The organism is Pseudomonas sp. S3_B08 (genome assembly GCF_054667725.1).
This window is the reverse complement of sequence record NZ_CP162750.1, coordinates 4,275,286-4,287,740: the sequence shown is the minus strand read 5'-3', so window position 1 is coordinate 4,287,740 and position 12,455 is coordinate 4,275,286. Positions and strand designations below refer to the sequence as shown.

Sequence of the window (12,455 nt, the reverse complement as noted above, 5' to 3'; positions counted from 1 at the left end):
GTCTATTCGCTGAAACTCATTCCGTGCTTCTCTTTGGTGGTCTTCACCGCTTCAAGCACCGCCAGCAAACAATCATCACGATAGCGCTCCAGCGCCGAAATGCTGTGCCGACCGAGCTGATCAGTGGTGCCATCGACCACGTCATCGATCAGCTTGTCGGTCAGCTCCGGTGCCGGCAGATACGTCCACGGCAACTGCAACGCCGGACCGAATTGCGACATGAAGTGGCGCATGCCGGCATCGCCGCCGGCCAGGGTGTAGGTCAAGAACGTGCCCATGAACGACCAGCGCAGACCAGCGCCAAAACGGATTGCATCGTCGATCTCGCCGGTCGTCGCGACACCGTCGTTGACCAGGTGCAACGCCTCACGCCACAGCGCTTCAAGCAAGCGATCGGCGATGAAACCCGGCACTTCCTTGCGCACATGCAACGGGCGCATGCCGAGGGATTCGTAGACTTGCATCGCCGCTTGCACCGCTTCCGGCGCGGTATTTTTGCCGCCGACGACTTCGACCAGTGGCAACAGATAAACCGGGTTGAACGGATGCCCGACCACGCAGCGTTCAGGGTGCGTCGAACTCTCGTAGAACTCGCTGGGCAACAGGCCTGAAGTGCTGGAGCCGATCAGCGCATCGGGCTTGGCCGCGGCGCTGATTTTGCTGTGCAGATCGAGCTTCAGTTCCAGCCGCTCCGGGGCGCTTTCCTGGATGAAGTCGGCGTCACGCACGCATTCCTCGATGGTCGCGACAAAACGTAGACGATCCTGCGAAGCACCCGGCGCCAGGCCGTTCTTCTCCAGCGCGCCCCAGGCATTGGCCACGCGTTGGCGCAATGCCGCCTCAGCGCCGGGCGCCGGATCCCAGGCCACTACATCGAGGCCGTGGGCGAGGGCGCGGGCGACCCAACCACTGCCGATGACACCGCTACCGAGAGCGGCGAAGGTTTTGATTTCGGTGATAAAGCGCATGGTGATGTCCTGAAGAGTTCGAAGAGCCCTGTAGGAGCTGCCGAAGGCTGCGATCTTTTGATCTTGCTTCTCAAAAATCAAAGTCAAAAGATCGCAGCCTTCGGCAGCTCCTACAGGTGAAATGGGTGATGGATCAGCCGCGCTGGGTCAGGCCCATTTTTTTGCGACCTTCTGCCGGTGTGAGCACGCGGGCGCCGAGGCGGCTGAGGATTTCCGTGGCGCGTTCAACCAATTGGCCATTGGTCGCCAGCACACCTTTGTCCAGCCACAGGTTGTCTTCCAGGCCGACCCGCACGTTGCCGCCGAGCAGCACCGCTTGCGCCGCCATCGGCATCTGCATGCGGCCGATGCCGAAGCCGGCCCACACCGCGTCGGCGGGCAGGTTGTCGACCATGGCTTTCATCGTGGTGGTGTCGGCCGGTGCGCCCCACGGGATGCCCAGGCACAGCTGGAACAGCGGGTTGTCGAGCAAGCCTTCCTTGATCATCTGCTTGGCGAACCACAGATGCCCGGTGTCGAAAATCTCCAGTTCGGCCTTCACCCCCAGTTCGGTGATGCGCTTGGCGCCGGCGCGCAGTTGCGCCGGAGTGGATACGTAAATGGTGTCGCCGTCGCCGAAGTTCAGCGTGCCGCAATCGAGGGTGCAGATTTCCGGCAGCAACTGTTCAACGTGGGCGAGACGGGTCAGCGGACCGACCAGATCGGTGTTCGGGCCGAACTCCATCGGCTTCTCGCCAGGTCCGATTTCCAGGTCGCCGCCCATCCCGGCGGTCAGGTTGACGATGATGTCGACGTCCGCCTCGCGGATGCGCTCCATCACTTCGCGGTACAGCGCCACGTCACGGCTGAACTTGCCGGTCTGCGGATCGCGCACATGGCAGTGCACCACGGTGGCGCCAGCCTTGGCCGCTTCCACCGCTGCAGCGGCGATCTGTTTCGGGGTGATCGGCACGTGTGGACTTTTGGCGGTCGTGTCGCCAGCACCGGTAAGTGCGCAGGTGATGATGACGTCGTGGTTCATGGTGCGTTTCCTTCAGGCGTGATGGGTCTGTCCGCAGCCCGTTGCGGGGCTGCGAAGCGTCGTCAAATTCCCCTCTCCCTTGGGGAGAGGGTCAGGGTGAGGGGCTCTTCAATCGAGGGGTTATTTGCTGGTCAGTTGCAGATTTTCAGCGGCCGGTTTGCCATCGAAAGTCGTCACACCTTCAAGCCAGCGCTGTTTGTCTTCGGGGTGATCCTTGAGCCACTGCTTCGCCGACTCGAAGGCATCCTTGTGATCGAGCAGCGGCTGCATCATCCGGCTCTCGGCTTCGGCGGTGAAAGTCAGGTTGGCCAGCAGGCGGCCGATGTTCGGGCATTGCTCGGCGTATTTCGGCGCGGTGACCGTCCAAACCGTGGCCATGCCTTCGTTCGGGCCGAGGGCGTCTTCGCTGCCGGTCAGATAGGTCATCTGAATGTTGACGTTCATCGGGTGCGGCGCCCAGCCGAAGAACACCACGGCTTCCTTGCGGCGCACGGCGCGATCGACGGCGGCGAGCATGCCGGCCTCGCTCGATTCGACGAGCTGGAATTTGCCCAGGCCAAACTGGTTTTTGGCGATCATCGCTTTGATCTGCGTGTTGGCGCCCGAGCCTGGCTCGATGCCGTAGATCTTGCCGCCCAATTCCTTCTCGAATTTGGCGATGTCGGCGAAGGTTTTCAGGCCCTTGTCAGCCAGATAGGTCGGTACGGCGAGAGTGGCGCGGGCATCTTTCAGGCTCGGTGCTTCGAGCACTTTCACCTGATTGGCCTCGACGAACGGCGTGATGGTTTGCGTCATCAGCGGGTTCCAGTAGCCGAGGAACAGGTCCAGGCGCTGATCGCGAATCCCGGCAAAGATAATCTGCTGGGAGGCGCTGGTCTGTTTGGTGCTGTAGCCGAGGCCGTCGAGCAGGACCTGGGTCATGGCACTGGTGGCGATCACGTCAGTCCAGTTGACCACGCCCATGCGTACGTTCTTGCAGGAGGCCGGTTCGGCCGCCATTACGCCGGTGCTGAAAAAAGCGGTACCGCTGAGTGCAAGAACGCAGCTGCTGATCAGTCGTTTCATGTCGGGTTCCTCGGCAGTTCGATTATTGTCGTTCCCGGCATCTGCGCGCCGGTGAGGCCAAGTTACGCAGCTATGCACCCGTGAAAGCGCACTGCGGCGACTGGCATTTGCACTGTAGCGACCTGCACGCTTGAACGCCGCCGATAATCGGCGTATCAACGAGCCACGCGACCCGCCAACCGAGTGCGCCCATGTCCCAGGATTTCTACTTTTTGCTGATGCCGGGGTTCTCCGCCATCGGCTTTATTTCCGCGATCGAACCGTTGCGCGTGGCCAACCGTTTTCGCGGCGAGTTGTACCGCTGGCATGTGCTCAGCGCCGATGGCGGCGCGGTATTGGCGAGCAACGGCATGTCGGTAAACGCCGATGCAGCGCTGGAGCCGCTGAAGAAAGGCGCGACCTTGCTGGTGGTGGCCGGCTTCGAACCGCTGAAGTTCATCACGCCGACGCTGGAGCACTGGTTGCGCAGGCTGGACAACGACGGCGTAACCCTCGGTGCGATCGACACCGGCAGCTTCGTCCTTGCCGAAGCAGGCCTGCTCGACGGCCATCGCCTGACCCTGCACTGGGAGGCGATCGATGCCTTCAAGGAATCTTATCCACAGCTCAGCGTCACCCAGGAGCTGTTCGAGATCGACCGGCGGCGGATCACCTCGGCGGGAGGTACGGCCTCGATTGATCTGATGCTCGACCTGATCGCCCAGGCCCACGGCCCGCAACTGGCGATTCAGGTCAGCGAGCAGTTTGTGCTCGGGCGCATACGCCCGCGCAAGGATCACCAGCGCATGGAAGTCGCCACGCGTTACGGCATCAGCAACAAGAAACTGGTGCAGGTGATCGGCGAGATGGAACAGCACAGCGAACCACCGCTGACCACGCTGCAACTGGCGGAGTCGATCAAGGTGACCCGGCGGCAACTGGAGAGGTTGTTCCGGCTGCACCTGAACGATACGCCGAGCAATTTCTATCTGCGGTTAAGGCTGGAAAAGGCCCGGCAGTTGCTGCGCCAGACCGACATGAGCGTGCTCGAAGTGAGCATTGCCTGCGGGTTTGAATCGCCGTCGTATTTCACCCGCAGCTATCGCGCACGTTTCGCCCGCTGCCCCCGGGAAGACCGGCGTACCGCGCAGGCATGAATGGTTTCAGCACCACCCTAGAACCCTGTGGGAGCGGGCTTGCCCGCGATGAGGCCAGCACATCCAACATTGTTATTGCCGGACACACCGCCATCGCGGGCAAGCCCGCTCCCACAGGTTCCAAGGTGATTTCGGGAATCGGCTTATTTCTTCACCAACGCCGAGCACGCCGCTTTATAAGCCTCATGCTGATATTTGTTCAACGTCCCGGGCAGTTCGAAATTGTGCTTCTTGGCCTGGGCATTGATCGTCTGCGGCGACAGCAGCGTTACCTCACAACCATCGAGCAGTTGAAACACGCCCTCGATCTTGAACGTCGTCGGCCCACCGGCAAACTCGCCCTTTTTGCTGCGCTTCTTGATCGCAATCCGGTCCACCGAGTTCTCCCGCACAAACGATGCCACCTGCGCCGCGAACCGCCGCACGTTCGCCGCCTCGTCGTCGTCATCCAGAGCAATCTTCTTCGTGGCGAGAGGGACGTGGCTCAACGTCGAACCATCGAGCGCCGCCACGGCGATGATCGCTTCGCTGCCTTTGATTTCAATGCCGCAGATGTTCATGGGAATCCTTAGACTGGCTTAAGAGGTTCAGCTTACAGCTCAAAACACTCACTCCTGCCCAATCGACTCCAAAAACTCCGACCGTTCATCACTCATCCGCGCGACACAGTCATTCTGCGCAATGGTGAACGCCTTGCTTCCCGCCGTGGACGGGAACGCTTCCACCGCGCAATCCGCATCCCGCGTCTTCAACCACTGCTGCTGGGCGGTTTTCAGTTTGGCGGTGATGTCGGCCAGTTGCGTCGGGTTCTTGCCGTAGGCGGCCTGCATGCGCTCGTTGAGGCTGGCGTAGTTGTCTTTGAGCAGGTCTTCGGCGGTGCTGCGGCTGTAGGCGGAGCATTCCAGGGTCTGGATGTCGTTTTCCACCGCGTCGCACGGGTTGTTCTCGGATTCTTCGGCGGCGTGGGCGCCGGTCGCAATCAGTGCCAGGGCGAGGATTATTGATTTCATTGGGGTCGCTCTAATCCGTTGGTAGGTGCAGGCTGCGGCAGATTCTGGCGCAAGCGCGCGGGCTTGAACAGCCAGCCGATGAGGACGGCTGACGACCCTTTGTCGCGGATTGACGCTTTCGGCAATTCCCCTGTCGTTTTTGCACCCGGTCGCCCCGGCACCGAGGCATATGCTGGCCCCAAAGCGCCGGCAGACGATTCGGCGCATGAATTGCCAATAAGGGGACGCCTGATGAGCCCAGCCGAATTACACGCCGACAGCATCGTTATCGACGGTCTGATCATTGCCAAATGGAACCGCGAGCTGTTCGAAGACATGCGCAAGGGCGGTCTGACGGCGGCCAACTGCACTGTGTCGGTGTGGGAAGGCTTTCAGGCGACCGTGAACAACATCGCTGCCAGCCAGAAACTGATCCGCGAAAACAGCGACCTGGTGATGCCTGTGCGCACCACCGCCGACATCCGTCGCGCCAAGGAACAAGGCAAGACCGGCATCCTCTTCGGCTTCCAGAATGCCCACGCGTTCGAAGACCAGATCGGCTATGTCGAGGTGTTCAAGCAGCTCGGCGTCGGTATCGTGCAGATGTGCTACAACACCCAGAATCTGGTCGGCACCGGTTGCTACGAGCGTGACGGCGGTCTGTCAGGTTTCGGTCGCGAAATCGTTGCCGAGATGAACCGCGTCGGCGTCATGTGCGACCTGTCCCACGTCGGTTCCAAGACCTCCGAAGAAGTCATTCTCGAATCGAAAAAACCGGTCTGCTACTCGCACTGCCTGCCGTCGGGTCTCAAAGAACATCCGCGCAACAAGTCCGACGCAGAGTTGAAGTTCATTGCCGACCACGGCGGTTTCGTCGGCGTGACCATGTTCGCGCCGTTCCTCGCCAAGGGCATTGATTCGACCATCGACGATTACGCCGAAGCCATCGAATACACCATGAACATCGTCGGCGAAGACGCCATCGGTATCGGCACCGATTTCACTCAGGGCCACGGTCAGGATTTCTTCGAATACCTGACCCACGACAAGGGCTACGCCCGCCGCCTGACCAGCTTCGGCAAGATCATCAACCCGCTGGGCATCCGTACCGTCGGCGAATTCCCCAACCTCACCGAAACCCTGCTCAAGCGCGGCCATTCCGAGCGCGTGGTGCGCAAGATCATGGGCGAGAACTGGGTCAACGTCCTCAAAGACGTCTGGGGCGAGTAACGCTTTCTCAAGACCGCCGCCGATCTGCCCCCTCTCCTGCGGGAGAGGGCTGGGGTGAGGGCCGCGGCCAACACTGAACCATCATTTTTCTGGAGTTAAGTTTCCATGGCCAAGATCGCCCCGCAATTGCCTATCGAAGTCGACAGCGAGACCGGTGTCTGGACCTCCGACGCCCTGCCAATGCTCTATGTGCCGCGTCACTTTTTCGTCAACAACCACATGGGCATCGAGGAAGTGCTCGGCGCTGAAGCCTACGCCGAGATCCTCTACAAGGCCGGCTACAAATCCGCCTGGCACTGGTGTGAAAAGGAAGCCGAATGCCACGGCCTGGAAGGCGTCGCGGTGTTCGAGCACTACATGAAACGCCTGTCGCAGCGCGGCTGGGGTCTGTTCAAGATCCAGGACATCGACCTCGACAAAGGCACCGCCAGCGTCAAGCTCGAGCACTCGGCGTTTGTCTATGTCTACGGCAAGGTCGGGCGCAAGGTCGACTACATGTTCACCGGCTGGTTCGCCGGCGCCATGGATCAGATCCTCGAAGCCCGTGGCAGCAAGATCCGTACTGTGGCCGAACAAGTCTACGGAGGCTCCGAAGAGGGCCACGATGACGGCTTGTTTATCGTCAAGCCGTTGTAAGCCGAGGACCGTGCCATGGCTTTCGAAGCAATGTTCCAGCCGATCCAGATCGGCAAACTGACCATCCGCAACCGCGTGCTCAGCACCGCGCACGCCGAGGTCTATGCGACTGACGGTGGCATGACCACCGACCGCTACGTCAAGTATTACGAAGAGAAAGCCAAGGGCGGCATCGGCCTGGCCATCTGTGGCGGTTCGTCCGTGGTGGCGATCGACAGCCCGCAGGAATGGTGGAGTTCGGTCAATCTGTCCACCGACCGGATCATTCCGCACTTCCAGAATCTGGCCGACGCCATGCACAAGCATGGCGCCAAGATCATGATCCAGATTACCCACATGGGCCGGCGCTCGCGCTGGGACGGCTTCAACTGGCCGACCCTGATGTCGCCGTCGGGCATCCGTGAACCGGTGCACCGCGCCACTTGCAAAACCATCGAGCCGGAAGAGATCTGGCGGGTGATCGGCAACTACGCCCAGGCCGCGCGCCGGGCCAAGGCCGGTGGCCTCGATGGCGTCGAACTGTCGGCCGTGCACCAGCACATGATCGACCAGTTCTGGAGCCCGCGCGTCAACAAGCGCACCGATGAATGGGGCGGCAGCTTCGAAGGGCGGATGAAGTTCGGCCTGGAAGTGCTCAAAGCCGTGCGCGCCGAGGTCGGTGACGACTTCTGCGTGGGCATGCGCATCTGCGGTGACGAGTTCCACCCGGACGGCTTGTCCCACGAGGACATGAAGCAGATCGCCAAGTATTACGACGACACCGGCATGCTCGATTTCATCGGCGTGGTCGGCTCGGGTTGCGATACGCACAACACCCTGGCCAACGTGATTCCGAACATGAGTTATCCACCGGAGCCGTTCCTGCATCTGGCCGCCGGGATCAAGGAAGTGGTCAAGGTGCCGGTGTTGCACGCGCAGAACATCAAGGACCCGAACCAGGCCACGCGCATCCTTGAAGGCGGTTACGTCGACATGGTCGGCATGACCCGCGCGCACATCGCCGACCCGCACCTGATCGCCAAGATCAAGATGGGCCAGATCGACCAGATCAAGCAGTGCGTCGGCGCCAACTATTGCATCGACCGCCAGTATCAGGGCCTGGACGTGCTGTGCATCCAGAACGCCGCGACCTCCCGTGAATACATGGGCGTGCCGCACATCATCGAGAAATCCACCGGGCCGAAACGCAAAGTGGTGATCGTCGGTGCCGGCCCGGCCGGGATGGAAGCAGCACGCGTGGCTGCCGAGCGGGGCCACGACGTCACGCTGTTCGAGAAAAAAGACTTCATCGGCGGGCAGATCACCACCGCATCGAAAGCACCGCAGCGTGACCAGATCGCCGGCATCACTCGCTGGTTCCAGCTGGAACTGGCGCGGCTGAAAGTCGATCTGCGCCTGGGCACGGCGGCGGATGCCGACACCATCATGGACCTGCGTCCGGACGTGGTGGTGCTGGCGGTTGGCGGTCATCCGTACCTTGAGCAGAACGAGCACTGGGGCGCGGCCGAAGGGCTGGTGGTCAGCAGCTGGGACGTGCTCGACGGCAAGGTTGCGCCGGGCAAGAACGTGCTGGTCTACGACACCATCTGCGAGTTCACCGGCATGTCGGTGGCCGACTTCCTCGCCGACAAGGGCAGCCAGGTCGAGATCGTCACCGACGACATCAAACCGGGCGTGGCCATCGGCGGCACGTCGTTCCCGACCTACTACCGCAGCATGTACCCGAAAGAAGTGATCATGACCGGCGACATGATGCTGGAGAAGGTCTACCGCGAAGGCGACAAGCTGATCGCGGTGCTGGAGAACGAATACACCGGCGCGAAAGAGGAGCGGGTGGTCGATCAGGTGGTCGTCGAAAACGGCGTGCGCCCGGACGAGGAAATCTACTACGCGCTCAAGGACGGCTCGCGCAACAAGGGCCAGATCGACGTCGAAGCGCTGTTCGCGATCCAGCCGCAACCTTCGCTGAGCGAAGCGGGCGACGGCTACTTGCTGTTCCGCATCGGCGACTGCGTGGCGCAGCGCAACACACACGCCGCGATCTACGACGCACTGCGGTTGTGCAAGGATTTCTGACGGCTTGCACCAAACCCTGTGGGAGCGAGCCTGCTCGCGAATGCAATCTGTCAGTTGACGATGATGTCGACTGACTCACCGCTTTCGCGAGCAGGCTCGCTCCCACAGTAAAGCGGATCGTGTTTCTCCAGGTTGCACTGGTGGGAGCTTCACCTATGTTGAACACCCTTCTTCCAATCCTGTTGTTCGCAGCCCTGGGCCTTGCTGTCCTCGGCGCGTTGCGGCGGATGAACATGTGGCGCCGGGGGCGGGCGGCGAAGGTCGATCTGCTCGGCGGTCTGCTGGCCATGCCCAAGCGCTACATGGTCGACCTGCACCACGTTGTGGCGCGGGACAAATACATTGCCAACACCCACGTCGCCACGGCGGGCGGTGCGGTGGCGTCGATCGTGCTGGCCATTCTGGTGCACGGTTTTGGCCTGCATAACCGCATCCTCGGCTACGCCTTGCTGCTGATGTCGGCGGTGATGTTCGTCGGCGCGATCTTCATGTACCTGCGCCGGGTCAATCCGCCTGCGCGTCTGTCGAAAGGCCCGTGGATGCGCCTGCCGAAAAGCCTGCTGGCCTTCTCCGCGTCGTTTTTCCTGGTGACCCTGCCGGTCGCCGGGATCCTGCCGGAAAACTTCGGCGGCTGGCTGCTCGCAGTCATCCTCGGTGTTGGCGTGCTGTGGGGCGTGTCGGAGTTGTTCTTCGGCATGACCTGGGGCGGGCCGATGAAACACGCCTTTGCCGGTGCTCTGCACCTGGCCTGGCACCGTCGCCCGGAACGGTTTGGCGGCGGGCGCTCGACCGGTTTGAAACCGCTGGACCTAAACAATTCCGATGCGCCGCTGGGCGTGGAAAAACCCAAGGATTTCACTTGGAACCAGTTGCTCGGTTTCGACGCCTGCGTGCAGTGCGGCAAGTGCGAAGCGGCTTGCCCGGCCTTCGCCGCCGGCCAGCCGCTGAACCCGAAAAAACTGATTCAGGACATGGTCGTCGGCCTCGCCGGCGGCACTGACGCGAAGTTCGCCGGCAGCCCGTATCCGGGCAAACCAATCGGCGAGCATGGCGGCAATCCGCACCAACCGATCGTCAATGGTCTGGTCGATGCCGAAACCCTGTGGTCGTGCACCACCTGCCGTGCCTGCGTCGAGGAATGCCCGATGATGATCGAGCACGTCGACGCGATCGTCGACATGCGCCGGCATCTGACCCTGGAAAAAGGCGCGACGCCGAACAAGGGTGCCGAAGTTCTCGAGAACCTTATTGCAACCGACAACCCCGGCGGTTTCGCCCCGGGCGGGCGGATGAACTGGGCAGCGGACCTGAACCTCACTCTGCTCAGCGAAAAGAAATCCACCGACGTGCTGTTCTGGGTCGGCGACGGCGCCTTCGACATGCGCAACCAGCGCACCCTGCGTGCCTTCGTCAAAGTGCTGAAGGCAGCGAAAGTCGACTTCGCTGTACTCGGTCTTGAGGAGCGCGACAGCGGAGATGTGGCGCGGCGTCTCGGCGACGAAGCAACGTTCCAGCAGCTCGCCAAACGCAATATCCAGACATTGGCCAAATACAGTTTCAACCGCATCGTCACCTGCGATCCGCACAGTTTCCATGTGCTGAAAAACGAGTACGGCGCCTTCGACGGCAACTATCTGGTGCAGCACCACAGCACCTACATGGCCGAGATCATTCAGGCCGGCGCGCTCAACCTCGGGCAGCACAAAGGCAATAGCGTGACCTATCACGATCCATGCTACCTGGGCCGCTACAACGGCGAGTACGAAGCGCCGCGCGAAGTGCTGCGCGCGCTCGGCATCGAAGTCAAAGAGATGCAACGGTCAGGTTTCCGCTCGCGCTGCTGCGGCGGCGGTGGCGGCGCGCCGATCACCGACATTCCGGGCAAGCAGCGCATCCCCGACATGCGCATGGAAGACATCCGCGAAACCGGCGCCGAACTGGTGGCGGTGGGTTGTCCACAGTGCACGGCGATGCTCGAAGGCGTGGTCGAACCGCGTCCGCTGATCAAGGACATCGCCGAACTGGTGGCCGACGCGCTGCTCGAAGACGCCGCGCCAAGCAAGCCTGCCACGCCGGCCAAACGTGAACCTGCGGAGGTGCACTGATGAGCGACATTATCCGCCGCGACCCGCGCGCCGAATGGATTGCGCGCAACCGCCTGCATCCGCTGCACGCGGCGATGCAACCGGCGCAACACAGCTGGATGGGTCCCAATGGCGTCATCCGCAAGAATCTGCACGGCATGGGTTTTATCGGCCCCAACGGCATCAAACGCATTGACCGCAGCGGCGCGCAGCAGGGTGGGGCGGTCAAACGCTCGGCTGCTGTTGAAGTGCAGTTGCCGCTGCGTCAGGTACCGGCCCCGGCGTTCTACATCAGTGTGGTGCCGGATATGGTCGGTGGTCGCCTGAGCAGCCACGACCGCGATCTGCTCGGCCTTGCTCACCAACTGGCCGGCACCGATGGTGCGGTGCTCGCCGTGGTGTTCGGCGAGCACAAGGAAAGCGCTTTCGAAACCGCGGGCGTTGATCGCCTGCTGCTGCTCGAAGGCGAGGAATTCAGCGGTTATGCACCGGAACAACGGGTGCAGGGGTTGCGCGCTGTGGACAACCAATTCAACCCGCGTCACTGGTTGCTGCCGGACAGCCGCAGCGGTGGCGGCGAACTCGGCCGGCGCTTTGCTGCTGCACTGGGCGAGCGTCCGGCCACGCGGGTCTGGCAGGTCAAGGATCAGGAGTGCATCGGCCGCGCCGGGGCCGGATTGCAAGATCTGGCGCGTCCGGTGGCGCGGTTGATTCTCGCCGCTGCCGAATGCGCAGAACCGGTCAGCGAAACTCGTCACGAAGCGTTGCCAGTGGAGTTATCCACAAGCGTCGCGCGCAGCTTGTCGCGAATCGAAGATCTTGGTGCCGTGGCGGTGGATCCGGCAGCGATTCCGATGGCCGAAGCGGAGTTCATTTTCTCCGGCGGCAACGGCGTCAAGGATTGGCAGCTGTTTCACGAAACAGCGGCGGCCCTCGGCGCCACCGAAGGCGCTTCGCGGGTTGCGGTAGACGACGGCTTCATGGCGCGCGATCGTCAGGTCGGCGCGTCCGGCACCTGGGTCACTGCGCGGGTCTATGTGGCTGTGGGTATATCTGGCGCAATCCAGCACCTGCAAGGCATTGGCGCCTGCGACAAGGTGGTGGCAATCAACCTTGATCCGGGTTGCGACATGATCAAGCGTGCCGACCTCTCGGTGATCGGCGAAAGCGCAGAGATTCTGCAAGCGTTGATCGAAGCGGTCGCGGCTTACCGCAACGAAGCCAAGCGCGATGCGGCGTAAGGAAACCCT

Annotated in this window: 11 protein-coding genes; 6 read left to right on the top strand and 5 right to left on the bottom strand. The window is 61.9% G+C overall.

Annotated elements, in window-relative coordinates; all coding sequences use genetic code 11:
- Nucleotides 1-2 precede the first annotated feature (2 nt).
- The 3 genes from AB4N73_RS19460 to AB4N73_RS19450 form a co-directional block, all read right to left on the bottom strand.
- Nucleotides 3-968, bottom strand: a complete 966-nt coding sequence (locus AB4N73_RS19460; protein ID WP_150636865.1) for an L-carnitine dehydrogenase — start codon at nt 966-968, stop codon at nt 3-5.
- A 133-nt stretch (nt 969-1,101) separates the two neighbouring features.
- On the bottom strand, nt 1,102-1,989 hold the full coding sequence (locus AB4N73_RS19455; protein WP_056786525.1) for a beta-keto acid cleavage family enzyme: 888 nt from the start codon (nt 1,987-1,989) through the stop codon (nt 1,102-1,104).
- A gap of 120 nt (nt 1,990-2,109) precedes the next feature.
- A complete protein-coding gene (locus AB4N73_RS19450; protein ID WP_236167685.1) occupies nt 2,110-3,054 on the bottom strand; it encodes a choline ABC transporter substrate-binding protein in 945 nt (314 codons plus the stop codon).
- Nucleotides 3,055-3,245: 191 nt separating this feature from the next.
- Between AB4N73_RS19450 and AB4N73_RS19445 the strand changes: the two genes are divergently transcribed.
- Nucleotides 3,246-4,190 (top strand): GlxA family transcriptional regulator, encoded by a 945-nt coding sequence (locus AB4N73_RS19445; RefSeq protein WP_041476759.1) that lies wholly within the window; start codon nt 3,246-3,248, stop codon nt 4,188-4,190.
- Nucleotides 4,191-4,333: 143 nt separating this feature from the next.
- On the opposite strand, the gene AB4N73_RS19440 is transcribed toward AB4N73_RS19445, so the two are convergent.
- Both AB4N73_RS19440 and AB4N73_RS19435 read right to left on the bottom strand, forming a co-directional pair.
- A complete protein-coding gene (locus tag AB4N73_RS19440; protein WP_016772815.1) occupies nt 4,334-4,750 on the bottom strand; it encodes a DUF3010 family protein in 417 nt (138 codons plus the stop codon).
- Nucleotides 4,751-4,798: 48 nt separating this feature from the next.
- Nucleotides 4,799-5,200 carry a lysozyme inhibitor LprI family protein gene (locus AB4N73_RS19435; protein WP_236167684.1) on the bottom strand — a complete coding sequence of 134 codons (402 nt, stop codon included), beginning with the start codon at nt 5,198-5,200 and terminating at the stop codon, nt 4,799-4,801.
- A 231-nt stretch (nt 5,201-5,431) separates the two neighbouring features.
- Here AB4N73_RS19435 and AB4N73_RS19430 point away from each other — a divergent pair, with 231 nt between their 5' ends.
- The 5 genes from AB4N73_RS19430 (at nt 5,432) to etfA (ending at nt 12,446) form a co-directional block, all read left to right on the top strand.
- Nucleotides 5,432-6,409: a dipeptidase gene (locus tag AB4N73_RS19430; protein ID WP_007962626.1), complete on the top strand. Its 978-nt coding sequence runs from the start codon at nt 5,432-5,434 to the stop codon at nt 6,407-6,409.
- A gap of 105 nt (nt 6,410-6,514) precedes the next feature.
- The gene (locus tag AB4N73_RS19425) at nt 6,515-7,045 is read left to right on the top strand and encodes a 4-vinyl reductase (protein ID WP_039757633.1); all 531 of its coding nucleotides are present in this window, start codon (nt 6,515-6,517) and stop codon (nt 7,043-7,045) included.
- Between the two features lie 15 nt (nt 7,046-7,060).
- Nucleotides 7,061-9,121 (top strand): dimethylglycine demethylation protein DgcA, encoded by a 2,061-nt coding sequence (gene dgcA / locus AB4N73_RS19420; protein WP_252877027.1) that lies wholly within the window; start codon nt 7,061-7,063, stop codon nt 9,119-9,121.
- Nucleotides 9,122-9,276: 155 nt separating this feature from the next.
- Nucleotides 9,277-11,226: a dimethylglycine demethylation protein DgcB gene (dgcB, locus tag AB4N73_RS19415; protein WP_460142436.1), complete on the top strand. Its 1,950-nt coding sequence runs from the start codon at nt 9,277-9,279 to the stop codon at nt 11,224-11,226.
- Entirely contained in the window at nt 11,226-12,446 is a 1,221-nt protein-coding gene (etfA, locus tag AB4N73_RS19410) for an electron transfer flavoprotein subunit alpha (protein WP_236167682.1), read from the top strand. Before dgcB ends, etfA begins: the two co-directional genes overlap by 1 nt.
- Nucleotides 12,447-12,455: the final 9 nt, after the last annotated feature.

Excerpts from the sequence above, each read along its gene's own strand:
- AB4N73_RS19460 (WP_150636865.1), bottom strand. The coding sequence starts at position 968 with ATGCGCTTTATCACCGAAATCAAAACCTTCGCCGCTCTCGGTAGCGGT.
- AB4N73_RS19455 (WP_056786525.1), bottom strand. The coding sequence starts at position 1,989 with ATGAACCACGACGTCATCATCACCTGCGCACTTACCGGTGCTGGCGAC.
- AB4N73_RS19450 (WP_236167685.1), bottom strand. The coding sequence starts at position 3,054 with ATGAAACGACTGATCAGCAGCTGCGTTCTTGCACTCAGCGGTACCGCT.
- AB4N73_RS19445 (WP_041476759.1), top strand. The coding sequence starts at position 3,246 with ATGTCCCAGGATTTCTACTTTTTGCTGATGCCGGGGTTCTCCGCCATC.
- AB4N73_RS19440 (WP_016772815.1), bottom strand. The coding sequence starts at position 4,750 with ATGAACATCTGCGGCATTGAAATCAAAGGCAGCGAAGCGATCATCGCC.
- AB4N73_RS19435 (WP_236167684.1), bottom strand. The coding sequence starts at position 5,200 with ATGAAATCAATAATCCTCGCCCTGGCACTGATTGCGACCGGCGCCCAC.
- AB4N73_RS19430 (WP_007962626.1), top strand. The coding sequence starts at position 5,432 with ATGAGCCCAGCCGAATTACACGCCGACAGCATCGTTATCGACGGTCTG.
- AB4N73_RS19425 (WP_039757633.1), top strand. The coding sequence starts at position 6,515 with ATGGCCAAGATCGCCCCGCAATTGCCTATCGAAGTCGACAGCGAGACC.
- dgcA (WP_252877027.1), top strand. The coding sequence starts at position 7,061 with ATGGCTTTCGAAGCAATGTTCCAGCCGATCCAGATCGGCAAACTGACC.
- dgcB (WP_460142436.1), top strand. The coding sequence starts at position 9,277 with ATGTTGAACACCCTTCTTCCAATCCTGTTGTTCGCAGCCCTGGGCCTT.
- etfA (WP_236167682.1), top strand. The coding sequence starts at position 11,226 with ATGAGCGACATTATCCGCCGCGACCCGCGCGCCGAATGGATTGCGCGC.